The organism is Bradyrhizobium sp. B124, from assembly GCF_038967635.1.
In the GTDB taxonomy this organism is placed as follows: Bacteria; Pseudomonadota; Alphaproteobacteria; order Rhizobiales; family Xanthobacteraceae; genus Bradyrhizobium.
In genome coordinates, this window is the sequence record NZ_CP152413.1 from 7,632,586 (window position 1) to 7,656,748 (window position 24,163).

14 protein-coding genes are annotated in these 24,163 nt (G+C 59.3%); 9 read left to right on the forward strand and 5 right to left on the reverse strand.

The window, feature by feature from the left end:
- Window position 1: 1 nt before the first annotated feature.
- A complete protein-coding gene (locus AAFG13_RS36230; RefSeq protein WP_342709827.1) occupies window positions 2–1,024 on the reverse strand; it encodes a helix-turn-helix transcriptional regulator in 1,023 nt (340 codons plus the stop codon).
- 977 nt (window positions 1,025–2,001) lie between these two features.
- Here AAFG13_RS36230 and AAFG13_RS36235 point away from each other — a divergent pair.
- The 9 genes from AAFG13_RS36235 to AAFG13_RS36275 all read left to right on the forward strand — a co-directional run bounded on the left by AAFG13_RS36235 (window position 2,002) and on the right by AAFG13_RS36275 (window position 13,267).
- On the forward strand, window positions 2,002–3,288 hold the full coding sequence (locus tag AAFG13_RS36235) for an ABC transporter substrate-binding protein (RefSeq protein WP_342709828.1): 1,287 nt from the start codon (window positions 2,002–2,004) through the stop codon (window positions 3,286–3,288).
- The gene (locus AAFG13_RS36240; protein ID WP_342709829.1) at window positions 3,288–4,058 is read left to right on the forward strand and encodes an ATP-binding cassette domain-containing protein; all 771 of its coding nucleotides are present in this window, start codon (window positions 3,288–3,290) and stop codon (window positions 4,056–4,058) included. Before AAFG13_RS36235 ends, AAFG13_RS36240 begins: the two co-directional genes overlap by 1 nt.
- A 1-nt stretch (window position 4,059) precedes the next feature.
- Entirely contained in the window at window positions 4,060–4,827 is a 768-nt protein-coding gene (locus AAFG13_RS36245; RefSeq protein ID WP_342709830.1) for an ATP-binding cassette domain-containing protein, read from the forward strand.
- A gap of 3 nt (window positions 4,828–4,830) precedes the next feature.
- A complete protein-coding gene (locus AAFG13_RS36250) occupies window positions 4,831–5,712 on the forward strand; it encodes a branched-chain amino acid ABC transporter permease (RefSeq protein WP_342709831.1) in 882 nt (293 codons plus the stop codon).
- Window positions 5,713–5,715: 3 nt separating this feature from the next.
- Entirely contained in the window at window positions 5,716–7,371 is a 1,656-nt protein-coding gene (locus AAFG13_RS36255) for a branched-chain amino acid ABC transporter permease (RefSeq protein WP_342709832.1), read from the forward strand.
- 47 nt (window positions 7,372–7,418) lie between these two features.
- Entirely contained in the window at window positions 7,419–9,752 is a 2,334-nt protein-coding gene (locus tag AAFG13_RS36260) for a N,N-dimethylformamidase beta subunit family domain-containing protein (RefSeq protein WP_342709833.1), read from the forward strand.
- 29 nt (window positions 9,753–9,781) lie between these two features.
- Complete coding sequence (locus AAFG13_RS36265; RefSeq protein WP_342709834.1) at window positions 9,782–10,141, forward strand: hypothetical protein; 360 nt, start codon at window positions 9,782–9,784, stop codon at window positions 10,139–10,141.
- Window positions 10,142–10,209: 68 nt separating this feature from the next.
- Window positions 10,210–12,531, forward strand: a complete 2,322-nt coding sequence (locus AAFG13_RS36270) for a N,N-dimethylformamidase beta subunit family domain-containing protein (protein WP_342709835.1) — start codon at window positions 10,210–10,212, stop codon at window positions 12,529–12,531.
- 67 nt (window positions 12,532–12,598) lie between these two features.
- Complete coding sequence (locus AAFG13_RS36275; protein ID WP_342709836.1) at window positions 12,599–13,267, forward strand: XRE family transcriptional regulator; 669 nt, start codon at window positions 12,599–12,601, stop codon at window positions 13,265–13,267.
- A 314-nt stretch (window positions 13,268–13,581) separates the two neighbouring features.
- Here the strand turns inward: AAFG13_RS36275 and AAFG13_RS36280 are convergent, their stop codons facing one another.
- Genes AAFG13_RS36280 through AAFG13_RS36295 form a run of 4 tightly spaced genes read right to left on the reverse strand, consistent with a single transcriptional unit; the run spans window position 13,582 to window position 23,646 of the window.
- On the reverse strand, window positions 13,582–14,946 hold the full coding sequence (locus AAFG13_RS36280) for a hypothetical protein (protein WP_342709837.1): 1,365 nt from the start codon (window positions 14,944–14,946) through the stop codon (window positions 13,582–13,584).
- Entirely contained in the window at window positions 14,943–21,197 is a 6,255-nt protein-coding gene (locus tag AAFG13_RS36285) for an AAA domain-containing protein (RefSeq protein WP_342709838.1), read from the reverse strand. Before AAFG13_RS36285 ends, AAFG13_RS36280 begins: the two co-directional genes overlap by 4 nt.
- Before the next feature lie 11 nt (window positions 21,198–21,208).
- Window positions 21,209–21,862, reverse strand: coding sequence for a 4Fe-4S single cluster domain-containing protein (locus AAFG13_RS36290; RefSeq protein WP_342709839.1), 654 nt, complete (start codon window positions 21,860–21,862; stop codon window positions 21,209–21,211).
- On the reverse strand, window positions 21,859–23,646 hold the full coding sequence (locus tag AAFG13_RS36295; RefSeq protein WP_342709840.1) for an AAA family ATPase: 1,788 nt from the start codon (window positions 23,644–23,646) through the stop codon (window positions 21,859–21,861). The genes AAFG13_RS36290 and AAFG13_RS36295 overlap by 4 nt, the downstream gene beginning before the upstream one ends.
- Window positions 23,647–24,163 lie beyond the last annotated feature (517 nt).

Here is a 24,163-nt window from a genome sequence, read left to right on the forward strand (position 1 = left end):
TCTACCAGACATCGAGGCCGCGAGCGCGCTTGCCAGGAGTCTGGGCAAGCAGCAGACCCTCCGACATGGCTCTCGCCGCGAGTTGTGCACGTGAGACACACTCCATCTTCGCGAGAATGTGCTCGATATGGGTTGATACGGTGCGCGGCGAAACGAACAGATGCTCGGCAATCTGCGGATTGGATGCGCCGGTCGCAACCAGTTGCAAAACCTGTATCTCTCTTAGTGAGAGATCGTATGGCCATGGAATGGTCTCTTCAGTTACCAGGACCATGTTGTGCTGGCACGGGATAATTGAAACGCGGTGGCATTGGCCGGCGTCATCGCTCCACAGGAAGCGCCGTGGCGTCCAGGGCCGGAGCAATTTCAACAGCAGTTGGCGCAACTCGCCTCCTTCGCCGAGATGGGGGCCCGGCGCGCGTGCCAGCAAGTTAAAGGCCGCACCGCTCGAGGAAATGACGAGTGCAAAGGAAGTCGGAGCTACTCCTTCGGCGATCAGGCGCGGTGTGCGGAGCCGGTCGCACAACTCGGCCAGAATGGGGCGAAATCGCTGAGTAATTTCTCTGCGCTCATCCGTTGCGGCAGACGAAGCGGTCCAGTTCATATGGATGGCGCCGACGTAGCGTCCATCTGGTAACCGCAAGCACATAGTCGAGCCCTCGTGGAAACCTGACGGGATGAGATACTCGCGGGCGATCAGAGTATCGGGAAACCAAAGATCCCAGTCCCGCTCACAGTCCTGCCACCTTAGCGAGCGCGGATCGTCTCGATGCGCGATGGCGAAGGCAGGATTATCTTTCACGAAATCATCGTTGATGTGCTCGAGTAGTTTCTCATGATAGCCGTCACTTGCAAGTGTCTGATGAAGGTGGGTCTGAGACAGAGGATCCCAGGCGCTCAACGTGAAAGCAGGGCACCTCACCAGGTCGCGGATAAGCCGCGTGACCTCAGCCGTCCTGTCGATCAGTTGCGCGCGTGGGTCGACCGATGCCGCGTCCCACGGGACAATCACCGAGCTATCCAAGTGCGTCCTCACTGCTTCCCCTGGGATGTTGTTTCCGGAAGGGGCCAGCCGGTAGCGTTCGGTCTGATGCTAACTTCTTTTTGCGGGGCTGTCGTGCCGCCTTAATGGCTGTTTGGGCGGTCTCCAACCCTGCTCATTTGTTGGCTAGTCTACGACAGGTCAGAAGTGTTGGCACCGGCAAATTACCGGTCCGAGGCACGCTGACTTTAACAAGCCGGCGCTTCATCATCGGCACCAGCGGCTGCTCATGGGTGCATGGAAATGGGCGGCGCCTTGGGACCAGCCGCCGACAGTTTTCCGGAACTAACCAGTCCTGAGCCGATCCCGCTGCTGTCCACAAAATCGGTCAAGTGACGTATTGAAGCAAGGTTTTGCGCGTCCGAAGCTGCGGCAATCGCAGCGTTGGATTTGAGCAATATCAAGGAGGCGCTGGGCGAGAAGGAGCCTTGGTAGCCACCTATAACATGCTCATCAGCGCGACAATGAAGGGATGATCGGCCAATAGCTGCGATCAAACCAAGCGGAGACGACTATGCGCCAATCCTCGGAAAGTCTCGAAAATCGCAGAGCCAAGCGATGCGCCGTCTGCAATGGCAGGTTTGGTCTTATCCGGTACTACTCATGGCGGATCCCCCTCTGCTCCAAGAAGTGCCTTGATCGTTTCAGATCCCGCCGAGAGGCTGACGGCGCCTGGCTAGGCAAACTCATCGCCGGAAGACCGACAAAGCGATCGACGATTCAAGCAGAGACCGCGTGATTTTTCTGCGGCATCGGGCGGTCTGATCCGCAGCGAAGGTGGAGCTTTGGGAGGCGCCGCCTGTACCGGCTGCGTCGAGGCAGAACATTTTCGCGTCGCGTCAGTTGCATGAAGTAAAAATGACTTGCATAAAATGCAAACCAGGGATACGGTTTTTTCATCGGTGGCGCAGCCGGGTCCATCCGACCGATCTCAATAAGCGCAGGAGGAGGATGCTGAAATGACTTCAAAGCTGACCAGACGGACAGTGACAGCGGGCCTTGGTGCAGGCTTGGCGATGCCGTGGATTGTGCGGTCACATGCGGCAGGCGGGAAGCCCATCGTGATTGGAATTCCAGCCGCGCAGACGTCGGCCGCGGGGGTGGCTGATCACTTGGATTTTGTCCAGGGTACAACGCTCGCGGTTGAGGAAATCAATGCCGCCGGCGGCGTGCTCGGCCGTGAGCTGAAGATATTCACAGTCGACATCGATGTTCTCTCGCCGGAAAGCAGCAAGCAGGCGGTTGCCGCGTGCGTTGACGCGAAAGTCGATGCCATCTCCTTTGCATTTACCCTCGTTCCGGTGCCGGCGATGGACGCATCCGTCAAATACAAGTGTCCCTGGATTCACGGTAGCGCGCAACGTGCGGGAAGCGAGGCCGTCAAGAACAATCCCGAAAAGTATAGCCACGTCTTCCAGACACCACCCTCGGAGGTCGACTACGGTTGGACCTATCCGATCTGGCTTGAACATGAAGAGAAGAGGGGTGTCTGGAAGCCAAAGAACCGAAAGGTCCACATCGTCCAGGAGCAGGTCGCCTACTGCCAAACGATTTCTAAGGCGGCGCAAGAAGCATTCAAGAAGCGCGGCAACTTTGAGGTGGCGCGCATCACCGACATTCAGTTTCCGGTCCAGGACTGGGCGCCCGTCATTCGCGAGATGAAGGAAGTCGGTGCGGCAGCCATCATGGTCGATCATTGGGTGGCGGCTGAATATGCCGCCTTCTGCAAGCAGTTCGTCGCCGATCCTGTGCCGGATTCTCTGGTTTATCTCCAGTATGGCCCGTCGCAACCGGAGTTTCTGCAACTGGCGGGCAACTCTGCCAATGGCTTTGTCTGGTCAACGACGATGGGCCTCTATGCAGATGAGCAGGGCCGCGAGTTCGCGCGCAAGTACAAGAAACGCTTCCCGGGGATCATGGGATTTGCCTATCCCAGCATCTCGTATGATCAGACCTACTACCTGAAGAAAGCATGGGAGGCGGTGGGCGATCCCCGGAAGTTCAAGGAGGTCTGCGACTGGATTCGAGCCAACCCCCAGCGCGGCGTCAGTGGGTTCATGAACATGAACAACGCCTATCAGGAAAGCTTCCACTTCCCGAACAATGGCGGTGACACGCTCCAGGTGTCGGAGATCGATAAGGGGGTGTCTCAGCTCTACTTCCAGGTTCAGAACGTGGAGCACAAGCTGATCTTCCCGAACGAAGTTGCTGAGTCGAAGCTTCAAAAAGCCCCCTGGTGGTCCTGATGTTGAAGAGCTCGCACGAGAACCGATCGTGGGACAACAATCCGTCTCAGCCGCTGTTCTCGTGCAGCGGCATCCATCTCGATCTCGGCGGACGGGAGATCCTTCGGGATATCAACGTTAACGTCGGGGTCGGGGAGGTGCTTGGCGTTATTGGCCCGAACGGTGCCGGCAAGACCAGCCTCTTCGAGGTGCTGTCGGGACGAATGGCGCCGAAAAGCGGCAAAGTCACCTTCAAGGGCGAGGACGTCACCTCGCTGCCGCTGCACAAGAGGGCCAGGCTCGGGATCGGTCGCACATATCAGACACCCGTCATTCCGGAAGAGTTGACGGTCGGCGAAACATTCAAAGCGGCGCGACAAGCATTTCCGCCATATCTGACAAAGTTCGACGCGGAGTACGGCGCGGAACTCGTCAACTTGAAAGTCGACGAGGACGTGCCGACGGCTCAGCTTGAAACGCTGAACCGCCGAAAGCTTCTGCTCGCCTGCCTCTTGATGCGCAGGCCCTCGCTCTTGCTCATGGATGAGCCGGCAGCCGGTCTGATCAACTCCGAAGTAGAGGAGATCGATTTTCTTCTTCGGCTGCTATCAAAGGAGATGAACATCGCGATCATCATCGTCGAACACCGAATTGAGCTTTTGGGGACGATTGCCGATCGCGTCATGGTGATGGACGCAGGCGAGGTGATCTCGGAAGGCTCCATGGCGAAGGTGCTCTCTGATCCAAAGGTCCACGCGGCTTATTTTGAAAACGTAGACGAGGCAGCCTGACATGAACGTCATGCAGCAGGATTTCGGCCGGGCGGCGCATCCGCAAGTTCACCGACGTGAGGTGCTCAACGTGTCCGGCCTGTCGGCCGGATATGGGCCGATGAGAGTCATCCATGACCTCGACCTGATCGTCAGCTCCGGAGAGCGGATCGGCATTGTGGGTCTTAACGGCCACGGGAAGTCGACGTTGTTCTACGCAATCGCCGGACTGACAGGATGGCAACGAGGATCGATAAAGTTGAACGGCGTTGAGGTTGGCCGTACGCGCAGCCAGGGTCCGGGACGCTACACGCATCAGATCGTGCGCACAGGCCTCGCCCTCATACCGCAGGGAGACGAGATTTTTCACGGTCTGTCCGTCGAAGAACATCTTGATTCCGGCGCGTTCACCCCGCGCTCCTGGCGCGAGCGCAAAGAACGCAAAGAGCGCATTCTGCAGATATTTCCGCCTCTGAAAAAGCTGATGAGCGTTCCGGTTGGACGACTGTCGGGTGGCGAGCGTCGGATGGTGTCGATCGGCCGGGGCCTGATGGGAGAAGCGTCGCTCTTCCTTATCGATGAACCTTCACTCGGGCTCGCGCCAAAAATCGGAAAAAACGTGATCGACGCGCTGATGGCGCTCGATCTCGGTGGGGCAGCGATGGTGATCGCCGAGCAGAACGTGTCCCTCTTGGAGGGGCGTGTTGACCGTATCATCGGGATGCATGTGGGCAAGCTGAAAGGCGAAGCCTCGGCTGCGCTGATGCTGCATGACCACGGAAAGGCGTGAGCGATGGATATCTGGTTCGTCGTCAGCAATACGATCGTCCTGGCGTGCATTTATGGCACGCTTGCGATCGGCGTATCCATCACCTGGTCAAGCCTGGGGCTGCTAAACCTCGCTTATGGGTTCATCTTTGCCTTTGCGGGTTATGGAGCTTGGCTATTTGCCCAGCACGTATCGAGTTGGGGTCCTGCCGTTCTCGCAAGCGGCGTTCTGTCGGGGGCTCTGGGCGGGCTCTTTGTATGCGCCTTGGCCTTCATTCCCATCCACGACAAGCCGAACTTTACGATCCGGGGACTGATTGCGACGCTCGCGATAAACTTGATCGGGACACAGTCTCTGCTCTGGTGGTTTGGTCCGCGCTCCAAAAGCTTGCCCGAGATATTCGGGACCTGGAAGTTCTCCCTGTCCGGAATGACATTGACGGCTGACAAGGTCGGGAACGTTATCACTTCGGTTGTCATGCTTCTGCTTGTGCTCAGATGGATGCGATCGAGCCGGCGCGGACTTGAGATCAGGGCCATGATGATGAATCCGCATGCCGCCTCGATTGTCGGCATCGGCGTGAGGCGGACATCGTTCTACGTGATGGCGCTCACAGGGGCCTTGGCGGGCTTGGCTGCGGTCCTTCTATCCCAGACCTATTACATTTCGCCCTTCGGCGGCCTTACGGCGATGATCAAGGCCGTCAGTATTGCGCTATGCGGCGGACTTGGAAGCGTGCAGGGCGCAGTCATTGCAGCGGTGGTGCTTGGTCTAAATGAGGCGCTCACAACAGTCTCCATAGGCGGCCGCTACGTTCTGATCACGCAATTCCTGATGATCATTCTAATCCTGCTGGTGCGCCCGAGAGGGATCGCTGGAATTCTTGACCGGGCGAGAGAGGCTTAAAGCATGACCGAGCGTAGCCAAGCTCAGAGAACCTGGCGAAATCCGCTGTTCGTGTGGGACAGCGGACAGGAAGTGGAACAGCTTCCGACCGCCTCTTTTGTCAGCCATCAGGAGATCTGGGATACAACCCGGGCCTCAAGCACGAAGCTGTTTCCGGTCGGGCGGCTCCGCTACTACCATAAATGGGCGGGCCATGGCGAAAGCCTCTGGCGGCGCCATCGCTACTGGCCGACCCGCCGCCGGGTACTGCGTATTCGCGGCGAGTACAACGAGAAGAGCCTGCGCCGAGAAAAGACGATTGTCGACAAGCGTCCCATCTGGTGGGTCATGGGGCTGATCGCGTTGGCACTTATTCCCCTCATCACGCCGGCCAGTCTCGAGAACACGCTGCTCACGGCAGGCGTTACGTTCGGGATCTACGCTGCCATCAACCTATGTTGGATGCTGGTCATCGGGACCGCGAGCATCTTCTCGCTGGCCACCTACGCGATCGTCGGAACCGCGGCGTTTGTCACCGCATACTCGTCGGCGACGCTCGGACTACCATGGTGGGCGCTGCCGCCGCTCGGCGCGGTAGTCGGCTTGATCTTTGGAGGCATTATCGCGCTGCCGGCGACCAGGCTTGACGGGTTCTACTATGCTTTGCTGACGCTCGGGCTCAATGAGCTATGCCGCGTCTACTTCGTCACGTCTAAGGAATTCGGCTCGGCCACGGGCGGACTCTATGGTGCTGCCACCTATATACCCCAGGACTGGTCCTCCTCGGGCCAGCTGCAGCTTGCCTATTATGCATGCTTTACGCTGATGTTGCTTGCGCTGCTCCTCTACCGCTTCGTCAACGGACGGCGATTGGGGCGGATCTTGCGGATGGCGCCGGAGAAGCGAGAGGCGTTCGCGGAGGCCACCGGCGTCAACTACCGCCAGGCGCGTGTCCGGGTGTTTTTGATCTCGTCCATTGCGCTGGGCTTTGTCGGAGGATTCTATTCCGCAAACTACGGCGGTGTGGCCTTCTCAATCTTCAGTTTCGATACTGTATTGCTCGGACTTGCCATGCTCGTGATCGGGGGCGTCGGACGGTCTGAAGGCGCGGTGGTCGGCACCCTGATCGTGGTCTTTTTTGATAAAGTCCTGATCACGCTGGGGCCGATGCGCCTGATTATCATCGGGCTGATCATGCTGTTTGTTGTGCTCTATCTTCGCAACGGCCTGTTCGGCATCAAGCAGCAGTTCCGCAGCTGGAGAAACAAGAAGAAGAGCGAACGCCGCTCTACCCGCGCGGAAAAGGGCGGGGAAATGCTGCCCGAGGAAGCGACTGAAGCCAGCAGCGTGGATGACGTCTACCGTCGCCGCTATGACAAGATGCAACGAGAATTTCTCAAGAGGCTCCTGACGCCCGAAGTGATTGATGAGCATCGACGCGCGCCGCAGGGGCAGCATAGCGAGGCATTGGAGCGGCTACTGATCTACTTCAGGAATCAGCCGCAGCCGGACAAATACGCGATCACCGCGCTTCAATCGATCGAGGGCTACCGCATAGTCGCGCTTTCAGGCCATCGGGGTGTCGCGCCCCGCGTGGTCGAGGACAAGATCTACAGGTCACCCTCTGAAGCCTATCACGGTGTGTTTCTACGCCGGGTCCAAGATCTTCTCGAATCCTAGGCCGCGAGTTGAGACGCGGAACATAGATGTGAGTGGGGAGTCACTAGATGGCGCAAGTTAAGCTCTTTGGCTATTCGGACAAGATTTCGGTCAAGCCGGGAGATGTCATCCAATTTCATGTCAATGCCGACGGGACAGATGTCGCGGAGGCGCAGCTGGTGCGCCTGATCCACGGTGACCAACATCCGGCAGGTCCAGGATTCGTGGAAGAGGAGATCGACTGTTCCGTCAACGGAGATTGGCGCGTCGAGAAGCAATACACGCAAGTGGGTTCTTTTCTCGAGGTCGCGGACCCAGAGCGGCGGTTGGCTCTCGAGGGCAGCCTCACGGTATTTGCGTTCATCCATCCGCTATGGCCCCAAGTTGGCATGCGGCAGTGCTTGATCGGACGTTGGGACAACGACAAAAACCGTGGCTTTGGCCTCGGCATCAAGCAGAACGGGCTCTTGGAGTTCTGGGTAGGTGAGGGTGACGAAGTCGATTACCTGGAGGCCGAGGTGCCGCTCCAGGCTAACATGTGGTACTTCGTGGCGGCGAGCTTGGACGCGAAAACCGGTCGCGCCACGCTTTATCAAGAGGGCGTGGTCAATCGCTATAACAGCGTTCTCGGCAAGGTCGCCCCTCTTGATCTCAGATCGCATGTCTCGGAACTCTTCCGCTTCCGTCCCAAGCATTTGGCGGACACGCCGTTCTTGATGGCGGGGTCGCGGGACTGGCACGAGAAGCGGGGGCATTTCGTCTCTCAACTTTACTGCGGAAAAATCGACCGACCCGGATTGTTTGATCGTGTGCTGGGCCGCGATGAGCTCGATCTCATCCGAAGCGGGTACGTTGCGCCATCCAAAGGCATGGTGGCTTATTGGGACACGACCCATGGGTACACCGATCAAGGAGTCGGCGATGTCGTGACCGACGTCGGTCCGTTCAAGTTGCACGCCAAGGGTTACAATCGGCCAGTTCGTGGGCAGACCGGGTGGAACTGGAGCGGACGCAACGACTGCTTCCGACTGGCACCGAATGAATACGGCGGGGTCGAATTCCACTCCGATGCCCTCATCGATTGCAATTGGAAGGTTACCAAGGCACTGAAGCTGCCCGATGAGCTGCGCAGCGGCGCTTACGCCATGCGTTTGCGCGCGGGCCCGGGCACCGGCTTGGGAGAGGAATATATCCCCTTCTTTGTTCGCCCGAAAGTGCCGACCGGTCGCATTGCCTTCCTCGTGCCTACGGCAAGTTATTTAGCCTACGCCAATGAGCATTTGAGCTTCGATGCGCCGATCGTTCAGGGCATGACGGGGATGACCCCGATCCTGACCGACATCGATGTCGAGATGTACAAGAACCCCGAGTTCGGGCACGGTTGCTATGATTCATGGGCCGACGGCCAAGGGGTTTGCTACAGCTCCTATCGTCGTCCAGTGGTCAACATGCGGCCGAAGTACCGCATTTCGAGCATGGACATCACCTGGCAGTATCCTGCCGATCTGTCAGTGATCGCCTGGCTTGAACACCATAAATACGACTACGACGTCTTGACTGATGAAGATCTCGATCTCGAAGGCGTTGCAGCGCTCAAGCCATACCGCTGCGTGATCAGCGGGACGCATCCGGAATATTACTCCGAGCGGATGATGGATGCGACCGAGGATTACATCGAGGACGGCGGCCGTTACATCTACCTCGGAGCCAATGGATACTACTGCAATGTGGCCATCCGCGAGGATGAGCCTTGGGTGCTCGAGTGCCGCAAGTTCGGTGACACGTGGAAGGCGTGGGAGGCGCGCCCTGGTGAGCACTACATGGCGACCACGGGGCAGAAAGGTGGACCGTGGAAATGCCTGGGCCGGCCACCTCAGAAGATCATGGGTGTTGGCTTTGTGTCGGAGGGTTTTGGCAGGAGCGAACCGTTTTTCCGCATGCCGGATAGTTATGAACCGACACTGTCTTGGATAACTGAAGGTATCGAGGGCGAGATCATTGGCGATTTCGGCCTTGCCTATAATGGAGCTGCCGGCGTCGAGTTGGACCGCTACGATCTGACGCTCGGTACGCCGCCGAACGCCAAGGTAATTGCTTCGTCTGGCGGCCATACCGACAACTACATTACACACGTGCAGGTTCAATTGCATCAGCATCCGGGGATCACCGGCAGCTACGATTATCGTGTGCGTGGGGACATCACCTACTTCGCCACTCCCAATGATGGCGCGGTCTTGTCCTGCAGTTCGATCGCTTTCGGCCAGGCGCTGCCGGTAAATGGTTTCGAGAACAACGTTTCTCGGCTTCTGGCCAATGTCGTCAACGCCTTCGTCAAACCTGGGCCGCTGCCGGACACAGCACCCGTGGAAGCCGTGCCAAAGCCCGAGTCTGTTGCTTCGTAAGTTGCGGGATACTGACAAGGAGACAGATGATGCAGGACGCGGCGCAAGTTGACGACAGGGACGAAGTCTTCAGGCGTGTATTCGAGACAAGGCAGCGAGAGTTCCTGCGAACGCTCGTCACGCCAGAAGTGATCGAAGAGCATCGTCTCTCTCCGTTGGGACAGCACACCGAGCCTCTGGATCGGTTGCTCGTCTATTTCAACCGCCGGCCATTAGCTCAGCGGTACGCGATCGTAACTGTCCGACCATTCGAGGCCTATCGGGTCGTGATCCTTTCAGGACAGCGAGGCGTGCCGCCGAAGGAGGTGGACGAGAAGATCTACACGTCTCACACGGAAGCGCAGCACGCAGTCTTCATGCGCAACGTGCAGGACTTGCTGGAGGCCTGACGTATGAGTTTCGCGTTCAGTCGATCCTGTTCCGCCGAACTGAAGCCGGAAAATTTTGGAGTTCGTAAATGACCAAGCCTAAGCTCTTCGGCTATTCGGACAAGCTGTCGGTAAAGCCGGGTGACCTTCTCCAATTCTACGTCAATGGCGAAGGCACAGACCGCGCCGAAGCAAAGTTGGTGCGGCTGATCCATGGCGATCAACATCCGTCCGGGCCAGGATTCATGGAGGAAGAGATCGATTGTCACGCCAACGGGACGTGGCAGGTCGAAAGGCAGTACACACAGCTCGGCTCATTCCTGCAAGTGGCGGATAGCTCGAGCCGCTTGGCTCTGGAGGGTAGCCTGACGGTTTTTGCCTTCATCTGCCCGACGCGACCACAACTTGAATGCCGTCAAACCCTGATTGGCCGATGGGACAACAGGGAGGGCTGCGGGTTCTACCTCGGCATCTCCCAGAATGGCCGGCTTGAGTTCACAGTAGGACAGGGTGCCGAGGTTGATCGCCTGGAGGCTGATGTCCCTATGCAGGCCAACACCTGGTACTTCGTCGCGGCGGCTTTCGAAGCCAAGACAGGTCGGGCGAGCTTGTTCCAGGAAGGCGTACTCAATCGCTACAATAGCCTTTTGAGCAGGGTGGCGCTGGTCCAGCACAGCGCTCATGTCTCTGCAACCTTTCGATCACGACAGAAGAATCTCCCAGCCACTCCGTTTTTGATCGGGGGCGCGCACGATTGGCAGGACGGCCGGGGGCAGTTCGTCTCGCAACTCTATTGTGGTAAAATCGATCGACCTGGCCTTTTCGACCGCGCGCTGTCCCGCGAGGAATCGGAGCAGATCGGATTTGGCCAAAAGCCATCCCCGCAGGGGTTGGTGGCCTATTGGGATACAGCCGCAGGTTACACCGACGCGGGGATCGGGGATGTCGTCACCGACATAGGGCCGTTTAGGCTGCATGCCGAGGGACACAATCGACCGGTCCGCGGTCAAACAGGCTGGAATTGGAGCGGCCGCAATGACTCCTTTCGCCTGGCGCCACAGGAATATGGCGGCATCGAATTCCATGCCGATGCGCTGACGGACTGCGACTGGAAAGTGACGAAGGCGGTCAAGCTGCCTCAGACTTTGCGAAGCGGAGCCTACGCCATCCGCTTGCGGGCAGGTGAGGGGACTGGCCTCGGTGAAGAATATATCCCGTTCTTCGTCCGTCCTACCAAGCCGACCAGCCGGATAGCGTTTTTGTTTCCGACTGCAAGCTATATCGCTTACGCCAATGAACGGCAGAGCTTCGAAGCGCCGATCACCCAGCCGGTCACAGGCATGCCGGCCATCTTGTCTGATATCGATATTGAGCTTGGTAAGCGCGATGAGTTGGGTCTTTCAGCCTGCGATCACTGGGCCGACGGTCAGGGCGTCTGCTACAGCTCCTACCATCGTCCGATCGTCAATATGCGGCCGAAATACCGTTCCTCCAGCGCGAATGTTGCTTGGCAATTTCCGGCTGATCTGTCGGTCATCGCCTGGCTCGAACACCGGGGCTACGACTACGACGTGCTGACCGACGAGGATTTGGAACGCGAAGGTATCGAGGCGCTCAAGCCGTATACCTGCATCATCAGTGGCACTCATCCGGAGTATTATTCCGAACGGATGCTCGATGCGACGGAAGACTATATCGCTGGCGGTGGGCGCTACATATATCTGGGCGGCAACGGTTTCCATTGGAGTGTAGCGTTCCGCCCAGACGAGCCATGGGTTGTTGAGTGCCGCAAATTCGGGCCAGCATGGAAGACTTGGGATGCGCGTCCCGGCGAATATTACATGGCCAGCAATGGCCAAAAAGGTGGTGCATGGCGTGCACAGGGACGGCCGGCACAAAAGGTCGTGGGTGTTGGCTTCATCTCAGAAGGTTACGGAAAAAGTCAATTCTACCGACGGATGCCTGACAGCTATCACCGTACAGTGTCCTGGCTGACCAAGGGTATTGAGGGAGAGATCATCGGAGACTTCGGTCTGGCCTATGGTGGCGCTGCCGGTGTCGCTCTTGATCGCTGCGATCCCAGCCTTGGCACGCCACCCCATGTAAAGCTTATCGCCTCCTCTGGCGGTCACACGGACAGCTATCTCGTAAACCCGGAGGTCATCCACTATGCCTTCGAAGGCCTGTCGGGATCTTACGATTACCGAGTCCGCGCCGATATGGCTTTCTTCACGGCTCCCAATCATGGTGCAGTCTTCTCAGCAGGCTCTGTTGCGTTTGGGCAGGCTCTGCCGGTCAAGAGCTTCGACAACAACGTATCCCGGCTTCTGGCGAACGTCGTTGAAGCGTTCGTAAAGCCCGGCGCGCTGCCAGGATCATGGTGGATTAGCGAGGAGAAGCAGTGGCGATAAAGGGCTGTCGCTAAGCACAAAAACGCTTTAGACGTCGTATCCTGCAAAGATTGCCGGAGACGTTGAGTTGAGCAAAGTCAAACAAGCGAATCAGAAGCGCCGGAGTAAGTCCAGGAGATCTCACGCTCCGGAGCAGATTGCTCCTCCCCTTGATACGGCCGTCGCAAAGCCGCCTATCGATGAGAGAATGGGCGCCGCTATGCGGCGAGCCCGGCTGGAGCGCGGGCTTACGCTCAGCGATGTTGGTTCGGCGGCTGGCATTTCGGTCCCGATGATCAGTCGTTTTGAGAATGGTCAGTCGACCGCCAGCCTCGCGCTGCTTGAGCGGATCTGCGCTGCGTTGGGAACGGACCTGTCGACCTTGTTTAGGGAGGTGGAGCAACCAACGGGCGAGGCTCAACTTATCAAAGCCGCTGACCAGATGGAGGTTGTCCGCTCAGGTACCAAGCACGGGCACACCTATCGGCTATTATCGTATCACAAAGGCCCGCGGAAAGCCTTTGAACCGTTCCTTATCAACATGGACAAGGAAAGCGAGAGCTATCCTCGATTCCAACATCCTGGAACGGAATTCATTTACATGCTGAGCGGCCGTATGCAGTACCGATTTGGCGACAGAACCTTTCTCGTTGAACCCGGTGACGCATTCACCTTTTCGGGCGGCGTTCTTCATGGTCCCGAAAAGCTTTTGGATGATCAGATCCAGTTCATCACAATCATCATATACGCGGAATAGCCGGTGGCTCGCAACATCAGCTCGGCTGAACGATCAGTTCACGGGCGACATGGCCTACCAGCTGAGCCGGGTCTGTGCCATTGCTTGATGTGCTTTCCGGCCGAGCAGTTGTCGTGGTCGTGATAGACGTTGCGGCGAGATGGCGGCCCATATCGACACGTGGTCGAAACCGTCGTTCAGATCAATAAGCTCAATCCAGAACTTGTGCGTGGGGCAATAGACAGCCTCATCATAAGGGACGGCTATAAAGCTGTCGCCGCAAAAGCTCTCGATTGCGCAATTCTTGGGTTGGAGGCTGGGGTTTTGGCAAATCCCTAATTGTGGCGGTTGAGTGGTAGTTCTCGATACGATCTTTCGGCAATCTCCGCTTGGTGGCTTACACCCGGATCTGAGACGATCTTCAGAGGGAATTGACCGACCGGCCTTGCGAATTCCATCGCAACATTTCCGCCTGCTTTAGCTACCAACGCCTTCAATCGATCGAACTCGCCGCACCAGATCGTCTCCATGTCGCGGTCACGAATCTCATCGCGAATTTCGGCCGAGCTGCCGATACCCACGGCCCGCACCTGCAGGAGATCCGATCTCGATCCGCCCAAGAGCTCTACTCCGTAGCCAGGATTGGCTGCCTTGCGCAGCACGATCTGGCCGTTATCGACCCAGGCGGTCGCCATTCCTTCGGACACCTCGTAGCCCAGGCTGGCAAGACCCTCCAGCACGGCACGCCTGCGCTCCTCGGCGGCCATCGCCTTGAATTCCTCCTCGATGAGAAAATCTGCGCGCTTGACGAGTTCTTGGCCGTTGCTGGCCGACGGCGAGGAAAGGGTCTCCTCAATTTCGCTGCGCAGCGAGGCCGCTTCCGTTGACTTCATCACAGACAGTTCGGCGCGTCGTTGCCGAAGCTCGTTGGCTAGTCGCGCCCGGGCGCGGCCATCCTTCACGGCCGCTGCCAAGTCCAACAGAAGGCTATCCGCGACAAGCGATCTTCGAGCCGGGGATTCTGCCTCCAGGAGTGCGACACGGCCCGAGAACGGGGACGAATCGATGCCAAGCCCGCGTAGCTCGCCAAGGACGGCATCGACGCGCGCCAGGGCCGGATCCTCCATTTCCTGATGTTGTCGCGAAAGCCATTCTTGCAGCGTCTCACGGCGTTCGCCGGCGCCAAGCCGGTCGGCAAGCGCGCGTTGGCGATCCGTCGAGGTATCGAGCGCCTGAGAAGGAACTAGCAGGAACGCCCTTGCCATAGTGGCTTCCAAGCGCTCGGAAGATCCGGTCGAGCCACTGAGCTCGCTTCGAATGTCGGCAGGAATCTCGACTTTCAGCGCTTGCAGTCTCTGCAGCAGCGCCTCGGCTGCCGCTTTCGAGCGCCTCAAATCACGCTTCGAGCGTGCCGCTATTTCGGCAGCCCTTTCGACGCGGCGCTCGGAATCCACTTGAAGGAAGCCGATCTCGGCTGCAACCTGCTTCTGTAGTTCGACGAAACGATCGGCGTTGAGCAGGCGTTGAAGCTCGTCTCGCCGGGCTATGACCTTTTCGATGTCCTTCTGCTCAATCGTACCGTTGCGTCTGCCGGCTGTGGTCCAGCTTTCGATCGCGGCGTCGAGCCGCGCCAGGTTGCGATGACAGATGGCGATGATCTCGGCTCGGGTAACGATCCTGAATGCTTTGGGCCCGCTCATTGCAATCCTCCCCCGCGGAGCGCGTGTTCTACAGCGTTCTTGAGCCGCAGGCGTTCGGCGTCTCCGGCATGCGCCCAAGCATACGACGAAACTCTGTGGACGTAAGGGACGGCTCTTTCCAACGCCTTCGGGCGCCAGATCTCGCGAGCGCGCGCTCTTTCCAGCAATCGATGTCGTGGCGCGTCGCATTCCACGCCGATAGCGTAGAGGCCGGTCCGGGGATCGGTCACGGCGAAATCGAGGCTGAATGCGCCGCCATCGCGAGCCCGACTGGGCTTGTAGCCATTGGTCTCCAGGAAGGCTGCGACGGACTTGGTGAAGCCGTCCTCCTCATGATTTGCAGTTTCGTTGTGGGGACGCTGTTCGGTGACCATCCGGTCCAACAGGGTCTTTCCGGAGCCTGCGAGGCCATCGGATACCGTCCTGGCATATTCAAGGTAGCCTTGCAGATAGTCGCGCGGCACCCGGGGACCGCTCCGTCTCGTCAGCAGGTCCGATATCTCCGATATCGGCATGGATGTGGCGATGACCACCTTCTCTCTCGCGCGTGTCACCGCGACGTTCAGGCGGCGCTCGCCCCCGGCGTGCCCCAGGGCGCCGAAGCTCTTGCGGAAGACGCCGTGCTCGTTGCGGCCGAAGGTCGTCGAGAAAACGATGATGTCACGCTCATCGCCTTGCACGTTCTCCACGTTCTTGACGAAAAAGCCCATGTCCTCGCCATGCTCGATACGTTCGCGCTCGCGCATCAATGCCTCGCGGAATACTGCGTCGTTTTCGGCGCGGTCTTCCAAAGCATCTTCGATGGCGTCGGCCTGCTTGCGATTGAACGTGACGACACCGACCGACGGCGGCGATGAATCCTCCCAAAGCCCGGATAGGTATTCAACGACATCGCTGGCTTCCTTTTGGTTCGTCTGGCCCTTGTACGTGCCGTCTGAGCGCACCACTTCGATGGGCTTGAGCCGGCGGATTGTCTCTTCGGGATGACGAACGGGGACGCTAAGAGTGTTGGCGTAGAACGATGCGTTCGAGAACGAAATCAGTTCCCGATACTTCGAACGATAGTGCACCTGCAGAGTACGGGTACGAAGTACGGAGCGGGCGAGCTGGAGGAGGTCGGGACAGTCCTTGATCTCTCTCCGATTCCACGTCTCGGCAAAGGCCTCGCGTTCCTCCTCACTCGCTCCTTCTTCTGGTTCTTCACCGTCGAATATCGCCGCTTCATCGTTCTCGACCTTGCTTGCGAAGAAGGAGGTGGGCGGCATCTGCTTTTCGTCGCCGCTAACGACGACGAGAGAGCTTCGGAACAGCGAGGGCAAGGCGTATTCAACCGGCATCTGCGAGGCCTCGTCGAAGATGACGATATCGAAGAGGCCGGCGCGAGGTTGCAGCACACGGCTGGCGACGTCTGGTGTCATGAGCCAGACCGGGCGGAGCGCGAACAGACCGAGCGGAGCTGCGCGATCGATGAATTCGCGCAATCTTAGCGCTCTCGGGCCACGCAGCTTCGTGATCGCGTCCCACTCGGTCGTCGGGCGCACTTTTGCAGCGTCAATACCTTGGACGAGAAGATCCCTGTTGTACTGCCGGATCTGCGCGTCGGCTTCCGCGAGCGATTTGACCTTCGCCTCCAGCTCGTCGCCATCGAACAATACGTCAGGATTCGCGCCCTCCATACCGGCCTTCCATGAAAGACGGGCCTCGCGCCCTATGGAGGCGCGAATACAGGGATCGAGGTCTTCAGAAGCCAATTTCGACAGCTCGGACTCCCTGGACCTGAGAGTTGCGAAGATGGCTCGCTCCTTGGCCCCCAGGCGGGAAGATCGAAGCCGAAATTCCTGGTAGTTGCTCAGCATCGGCAGAGCCTGCACGATCTCGGCGACGGCGCTGGCGTTGGAACGCCCATTCTCGATCGCCGAGCGTCTTGATCCGAGCCACAGCTCGTCGAAGTAGGTCCTGAGCTGGTCCAAGGCGGCGCGGCTCTCGTCTCGCGTGTCATGCCTTCTGAGCGCCAGATCCGCCCGCTCAAAGAACAAGCCGAGTTCTTCGCTGGTTCCGGCCGAGAGCGCTCTATCGAGCTCGGGCCGGGTCGGGCACCGATCGATAAGCGAATTGTGGCCGCCTAGACCATTGAGGAACGAACCAAGCCTCTCGGCGAAATCGGCGAGCTTGCCGGGCGACAGATCCAGATTGGGGGCCCGGCCGAAGAGGATCATGAAATATTGCTCGAGTTCGCGCCTTGGCTGGCGCATGGCCAATTCGAGCTCGACCGCATAATACAACGCGCTGATGGCGCTGGCGTCTTGTGGGAGCTGCAACGACGCAAGGAGCTCGCGTACACGACGCGTTCGGAGCCAATGTAGCGGGTTGATCCATTGCAGGACACTTGCCGGCAAGCGAACCTGGCCCGCGAGCTCCCCGGCGGAGCAGAGCTCGTCCTCGTTGAAGGCGATGAGCCTCGAGCAAAAGTTCGGCTTGTAGGATGGGCCGTCAAGCGATGAAAGGATTTCCTTGATCTGTAAAAGGCTACCGAGAATGCGTGCCGCTTCCGATGCCCCACCCTCGACGTTTCGAAACAGCGGCCGCAATCGAGCGAGATTTGCGCACACCGAATCGCTGATCGAGCGGAGCTCGTCTGTTTCGGCGAGCCACGACTGGAATTCCGCCGCATCTGATATTTTCAGACAGTTCGATGTTTCGGCATCGGTCTCCTCCCGCCGGGTATCAGCGTGCAAGAATGCCTGCAGATGCGAGGCGATGGCCGTCGCGGTTCCTCGATCGGGATTGAATGGCTTCAGGGCGGATAGGGGATTGTCTTCGAATTTCGACGACAGCCAGAATTTAGCGAGCGGGCCGCAGTTCTCCTCGATCGTCGCCAGGTCCGCGGGATGTAGATCTGACAGCAAAGGGCGCAGTTCAGGAGCGTCGACGGGTTTTGGGCTGCCTTCTTCGATCTCGAGCAGTTCGCCGAGCAGCGTTCGATAGGACAACCCGGTCCGATCGTCCACCGAATGAAGCGCAATCTGGCGGCGGTCCAGCTCCGTCTCGAGCGTCTCGATGCGCGCCGCCAGGCGCTCGCGCTCTCGCTTCCAGGCCGGAGACCTTCCCGGGGACAAGCTGTGCAAGGCCTGCACCTGCGAACGGATCGCGCCGACGATCGGCTCGCGGTCGCGATTGGCGTCGGTGATCATGACGAAGCGATCCGTCAGGTGTTCCTTGTCCAGGCGCTTGCGCACCACCTCGAGAGCGGCTTGCTTCTGGCAGATCACGAGGAGCGATTTTCCCGTGCCAATCGCGTCCGCGACCATGTTGACGATGGTCTGGCTCTTGCCAGTTCCGGGAGGTCCTTCGATGACCAGCCCCGGGGCTTGGCGCGCTTCGAGGACGGCGGCCTCCTGCGAAGGGTCGCTGTCGGCGGTGAAATACCGGTCGGCCTCTTTCACCAGGGGCGATGCAGAAGGCGCCGCCTGCTGTTCGCTCAAGCGCAGGGCGGCCTCGAGTGCGGTGGCGGTCGGCGGTAAGCCGCGAAGCGTCTCGAGATCCTTCATGACGGCCTGGCCCATGAACGCCAGATGGAAGAGCACGGCGGCTGGCACCAGCTGACGTTCTTGGGCGCCGACGTTGACGTCCTTTCCGGGAAGGGCCGTCAATTCGTTGCCGGCCGGCGTGGCCAATCGGCTGAAGGCATCCATTACCGCCTGGACGGACAGGCTTGCATGGGTAAGGAGCTCGTTGGCAGCTTCTTGCCAACGCCTCGCCTCGGGGATGCCGACCATTCCTTCGAGAGCCGGATTGACGAGAACGTGCTCGATGTCGGTATCGGGATTTCTCTCGCGTCCATAGCCTAAAGTGACATGACCGCGGTTTCCGACCTCGGGATTGACGCGCACCGGCCACAGCAGCACCGGCGCGATCCGCGGTCTCGCGTTCGGCCGGTGATCGCGCATGATCAGGAACGGAAATCCCATAAACAGGCCATCGATGCCGGTATCGCGCTTGTAGAGCAGCGCGTGGGAGTGCAACGATCGCAACCTTCGCTCAAGGCCGTCATCATCGGCGAACGCGGCCGGATCGAGATTCACAGTCCGGTTCGTGCGACCAAGCAGTTGATCGAGAATATCAGTCGCCGGCACTCTGGACGTATCGAGCTCGGTGAGGTCGATCCTGGCCGATTTGCCGATCAGCATCCGCGTCAGCGGGCCGCGCAAGACGCCGCCCGAAATCCGCTTGGCGAAGAAGTCGAGGATCGTCGACACATAGCCCTGCTTTGGAAGTGGTCTCCAGGTGTCTTCGTCCACACAGAGAAGGGCGAGCGCGCGCCCAAGCGGCATCCGTCTATCCAGGCGAAACTGATCCGCCCACTCGTCAACTTGCTTGATGCCGCATCTGGCAAAGTTTTGAATGCGCTCGTCGATCGCCTGATAGATCTCGCGACGCGGCCGGCAAAGGAGTTCTGTCGCCTTCTCGGCCGAAAAGCTGCCGAGCCCCGCCGTGGACGCTTCCTTTTCTGCTTCTTCGATGACCTCCGAAGCAGAACGGAACTGGTTCGACGTCGCGCTGAGCAGGATAAGAAGATCTTCTTCGGCCGAGATGCGGCGCTCGGTGAGCGTGGCGACGCCGGCATGGTCGGTATCGGGGAAAAGCTTTCGCCGCTCTTCCCAAAGCGCCGCCAGGCGGGCCATAGAGGTCGACAGAAGGTGGACGCGCAGAGCGTCCTCGTCGACCGCGATTTCGAGTTGGGCCAGTCGCTTTCGAACCGTGTCCGAGCGGACCTTCAGACGCCAAAGCCAATCGTCCGGATCAATCTTCCGGAGCAGGTCGGGTGCCGGGCCGGTGATCAGACCGTAACCATCGCTCGGGTGGTCGAGTAGCCAACCCGGCGTGACGATGTTGCCCCTGACGATCAGGGGCATCGAAGGATTGAGCGTCTTCAAGGAGATGGAGAGCTTCAAATCCTCCTGAAGATCTTCGGTCCGCAGGATTTGCCGAAGAGTGGCCGCGACCGCCGCTTCGGAAGCCCAACTTGCAACGGCGCCCCTGAGGATGAGGGCCTTGGCCTGGTCCCAGTTCCCAGCTTCAGCCGCCGCCAATGCGAACATGTTCGCGGATCGGTATTGCTTTCCACCGAGCGAAATCGAGGTCCGCCCCTGTGTGTCGCCGGCTGGCTCGGCTGCTGGAGCCGATACACTCTCTCCGCGCAGCCACGCCTGAACGTCCTTCCACTGCCAGCGCTGACGCCGGTCACGCGCCAGCAGGCCGCGCAGCAAGGTGTTGATCCGGCCATCCAGATGTTCGGGGAGGTGTATGCCATTGGTGAGAATGTGGATCAGAAAGGCCTGCTCATTGGTGCCTTGGAAGCAGGCGCCTTGGGTGATCTTCTCCAGCAGGATCATCCCCATGCTCCACCAGTCGGAAGCCGGGGCGACGCCGCCGGCTATCGCCTCGGGCGCCATATAGCGGGTGGTTTCCAGCGGAGACACGATATCGAGGTCGAATTCGGACAGCCGCGCCGATCCGAAGCCCCCGATGACAAGGTCAAGTGGCTCTCTTGATCGCACGAAGATGACCGAAGGGCGCAGATCGCGGTGTCGCAATCCGGCTTCGGTGAGCGCGTGAACGGCCTGGGCGAGCTCGCCGACCAAGTTAGCTATCGCCGCCGGATCGGCAGGATCGAGGGCAAAATCCGCCAGAGTGCCGCCCTTAAATTCCTCCGCGACCTCATAGGCGCGGTCTTGCCAGCGGCCGGTTGCGAAGAATTCCGGGACGTGATCTCGAGGGAGCTTTAGGAGCAAATCGTAGATCGCTTGATCCGGCTCCGAGCCAACAGCGTAAAGCGTGAGTATTCCACGTTGTCCGTCGGAAGCGCGCATGGCGGCGAAGCGCTCGCGGACCGCGCTGGAGGAGGCGATCCGTTTCCGCAGATGCCAACCGTCCACGATCGTTTCGGTCTCTGGCGGAGGCTCCGGCTCCGGCGTTGGTTCGGCCGGTGAGGGCGGCTCATCGCGTTCGATGGTCGGCTCGCCGCAGATACCGCAGATCAGGTCGCCGGGAGAGCCCTGATGACCGTTTCGGCAAGTCGGGACGCTCGAAGGAGCATTGACATGTGGATTCGGCTTCGGTCTCGCCGCGCCGGGCGCCGTTATATCGACCGTCGACAGGTCCCAGCCGCAGGTTTGGCCATTCCAGGCGCCTTCGCAAAAGATCTCGGTGACGGGCCGTTCGGTATTGCAGTTCGGGCAAAGTCTGATCATCAGTCAAATTCTTAAAGAGATGGGAAACGGGTGTCTTCCGAAGTTCCAAGCGTCGATCCGCCGCCTTCGAGAATATGTCGCAGCCGTCTGAAGTCGCCGCGCGCGGGAATGCCGGCAAGCCAGACGTCTCCGTTGTCGTCGAACATGACGTCGAAGCTGCGGTCTCTTTCGTCCATCCGCCGCTCGAAGCTCGCGAACCGAGCGCGGCCCAAAGGCGTCATGAGGTGCAGTTCCTGGTTGTCGCTGCCACGAAGCGCGAGGGTTTGCGTCTCATCGATATCGAACGGCCCGCAGACGATCGCGTCGATTACAGATGGCGAAGTCGCGAGCGCTTCGCAGATGGCGGTCCATGGGTAGCCGGTAAACACGAGGATGTCCGCATCCGTTCGAGCTCGAAGCCGTACCAAAAGATCGAACAAGGCCTCGCGCTGGTCGAAAGGCTCTCCACCCGAAATCGTGATGCCGTCCGCCGTCGAAAGCCAAGGCGCAACCGTCTGGACGACTTCGTCTACGGCGGTCGTTCCGCGTCCCTGCACCCATGTATCCATGGAGATGCATCCTGGACAACGGATCGAACAGCCTTGAAACCAGATTCCGATCCTCCGGCCGGGTCCCAAGGTGGTGATCGGGAAATGGATGCGCGATAGATTGACCATCGTGCTCATGAAGGCTGCTCGCTCACGAGATCGATCGTGGTCGATGGCCCGGGTCGAACCTCTTCGATCCGGTATCTGCGTCCGGCTTGCGCTCCGCGATCGAACAGATCCCGTGATAGCGGGTTGATGAGGTGAGATTCGACCTGGTTGCGGATGCCTCGGCCGCCGTTGGAAAGATCATTTAGGCACAGGCCGCGAAGCACCTCGCGCGCAGCCGCGGTCAAACTCACGTCATAGCCCAGCGAGTTGACCTCCCTGAGCAGATTGTCGACCATTGAATCGAATATCTCGTTTGCGACCTCGGGGCGGATGAAGTCGAAAACGATCACGTTCTCTCCGATGCGGTTCAATATCTCGGGCCGGTTGAGGACTTGCTTGAAGTGCCTTTCGATCTCGCTTCGGACCTTGCTGCGTACGGCATCAAAAGTCTCTTCGGGCGTGACGTTGGCAATTCTCTCGCCGGACGGCCCCGGTACGTAGATGCCTAAATTCGACGTGAAGACAATGAAGGCTTCGGAGAAATAGACACGATCGCCTCGTCCGGAGGTGAGGACGCCGTCGTCGAGAACCTGCAGGAATTTGTCAAGAATCCTCGGATGAGCCTTCTCGATCTCATCGAACAGGACGACGCTGAACGGTTTCTCACGAATAGCGTTCGTCAGCTCGCCTCCGACGTCGTATCCGATATAGCCTGGAGGTGCGCCGATCAGCCGCTGATCGGAATGCTCCGCGCTGAACTCGGACATGTCGAAGCGGATATAGGCAGATTCATCGCCGAACAGCAGGCTCGTGATCGTTTTCGCAAGTTCCGTCTTGCCAACGCCGGTTGGGCCAGCCAGGAAAACCACGCCTCTTGGTCGGCCGCCCCGCGGCGATTGTCCGATCCCGGTCACCGCCCGCTTGACGATATCAAGCATATGCGTGACGGCGTGAGACTGTCCCTTGACGCGTCGTTTGACGAATTCTTCACCGGAGCTGATCTTGTCGCGGCTGATCTTGCGCCAGGGATCCTCGGTCACGCCGACTTTGAAGCGCCGGACGGCGTCGCCAATCCGATCGAACTGGACGCCTTCGCTGCGGGCAAGCTGCGCGACCGCGCTCACGTCCAGCAACAGAAGGCCTTCCGTCTCGTCCACGAACGCTTGCGTACACTTACCCAATGCCGATTGTTCCGCGTTCTGGGCACCCGGCAGACCCCGGACGAGGGAGCGGATCATGGTTCTTCTGGCAAGATGATCCGGTCGTCCGATCGGGATGTGTCTGACTTTCGGGTTTCCGATCAGGAACCAATCGGGCAGATCACCCTCCTTGTCGACGATCCAAACCACCGTATTGAAGAAGGGCAGCCGCTTGTCGCCCGCCGGACGGGCACGCGCCGCATGCGAGAGGATCAGCGCACGGGAGAAAAGCTGGTGCTCGGCAGGTGACAATGCCTCGTTTCGCGCGACCAGTCTGGAGGCGAAGTCGACGATGAGGACGGAGGGCTGCCCATCAGTTGCGACGTGACGTTCAAGCGTCGTCGACAGGAGGTCGATGCCGCCTGCCGCCGTGCCGCCCGTCGCTATCAGACCCAATCGCGTGAGGTAGCTTCCGTCCGCCGGCTCGATCTCCCGAAATCCATTCAGAAGATCGAACCATGCGATCTGCGCATAACCAGCTGCCTTTAAAACGTCCGGCAGGACCCTGGATAGCGGCGCTGCGGTCACCTCGCCTGGAACGACCTCATGCATCTGGAGGTCGCGGGTGTTGCCCGAGAGCACGAATTGGCTACGCAAAGGCAGAAAGCGCAGCAAATCGCGGAGCCATCTGGCTCTTTCCACCGAACTATCGTGCACCGAGAAGGCCCCCTTCGTACCCGCATCACGCGACTATAAGCTATCTCACTCGCCAACTTCGAGAGTATTTCCCAAGAGCTCATAGGGAAATGGGATAAGGCGACGGCAAGAACTGGAAGGGCGATCAATCGAGATCAGAAGGCGCATGCAGAACATCGGGGCACTATTCATCCCAGCGATCAGCGCGACCGAACGTTTCAACGTCGTATGGGATGCAATCGCAATCTCTCGAGACCGCCTTTCGGAGGCGGCGAATTCTGCACGCAATTCGCACCTGTTGAAAAAGAAAACTAGGTCCCGCTCTCCTCAACGTCCACGTCGGCAGGGACGAACAGAGGCGCCGCCCATTGTGCTGCGATGGGCTGTTCAACGACGAATTGTGCCCAGCGGTGCGCGTGCGCATCAAGTTCGAGACGGCGGGCCAACTCACACTGCTGCATCCCAAAACTGCAGATCTCCAGCTGGCGCCTTGGAG

Excerpts from the sequence above, each read along its gene's own strand:
- AAFG13_RS36235 (WP_342709828.1), top strand. The coding sequence starts at position 2,002 with ATGACTTCAAAGCTGACCAGACGGACAGTGACAGCGGGCCTTGGTGCA.
- AAFG13_RS36240 (WP_342709829.1), top strand. The coding sequence starts at position 3,288 with ATGTTGAAGAGCTCGCACGAGAACCGATCGTGGGACAACAATCCGTCT.
- AAFG13_RS36245 (WP_342709830.1), top strand. The coding sequence starts at position 4,060 with ATGAACGTCATGCAGCAGGATTTCGGCCGGGCGGCGCATCCGCAAGTT.
- AAFG13_RS36250 (WP_342709831.1), top strand. The coding sequence starts at position 4,831 with ATGGATATCTGGTTCGTCGTCAGCAATACGATCGTCCTGGCGTGCATT.
- AAFG13_RS36255 (WP_342709832.1), top strand. The coding sequence starts at position 5,716 with ATGACCGAGCGTAGCCAAGCTCAGAGAACCTGGCGAAATCCGCTGTTC.
- AAFG13_RS36260 (WP_342709833.1), top strand. The coding sequence starts at position 7,419 with ATGGCGCAAGTTAAGCTCTTTGGCTATTCGGACAAGATTTCGGTCAAG.
- AAFG13_RS36265 (WP_342709834.1), top strand. The coding sequence starts at position 9,782 with ATGCAGGACGCGGCGCAAGTTGACGACAGGGACGAAGTCTTCAGGCGT.
- AAFG13_RS36270 (WP_342709835.1), top strand. The coding sequence starts at position 10,210 with ATGACCAAGCCTAAGCTCTTCGGCTATTCGGACAAGCTGTCGGTAAAG.
- AAFG13_RS36280 (WP_342709837.1), bottom strand. The coding sequence starts at position 14,946 with ATGAGCGGGCCCAAAGCATTCAGGATCGTTACCCGAGCCGAGATCATC.
- AAFG13_RS36285 (WP_342709838.1), bottom strand. The coding sequence starts at position 21,197 with ATGATCAGACTTTGCCCGAACTGCAATACCGAACGGCCCGTCACCGAG.
- AAFG13_RS36290 (WP_342709839.1), bottom strand. The coding sequence starts at position 21,862 with ATGAGCACGATGGTCAATCTATCGCGCATCCATTTCCCGATCACCACC.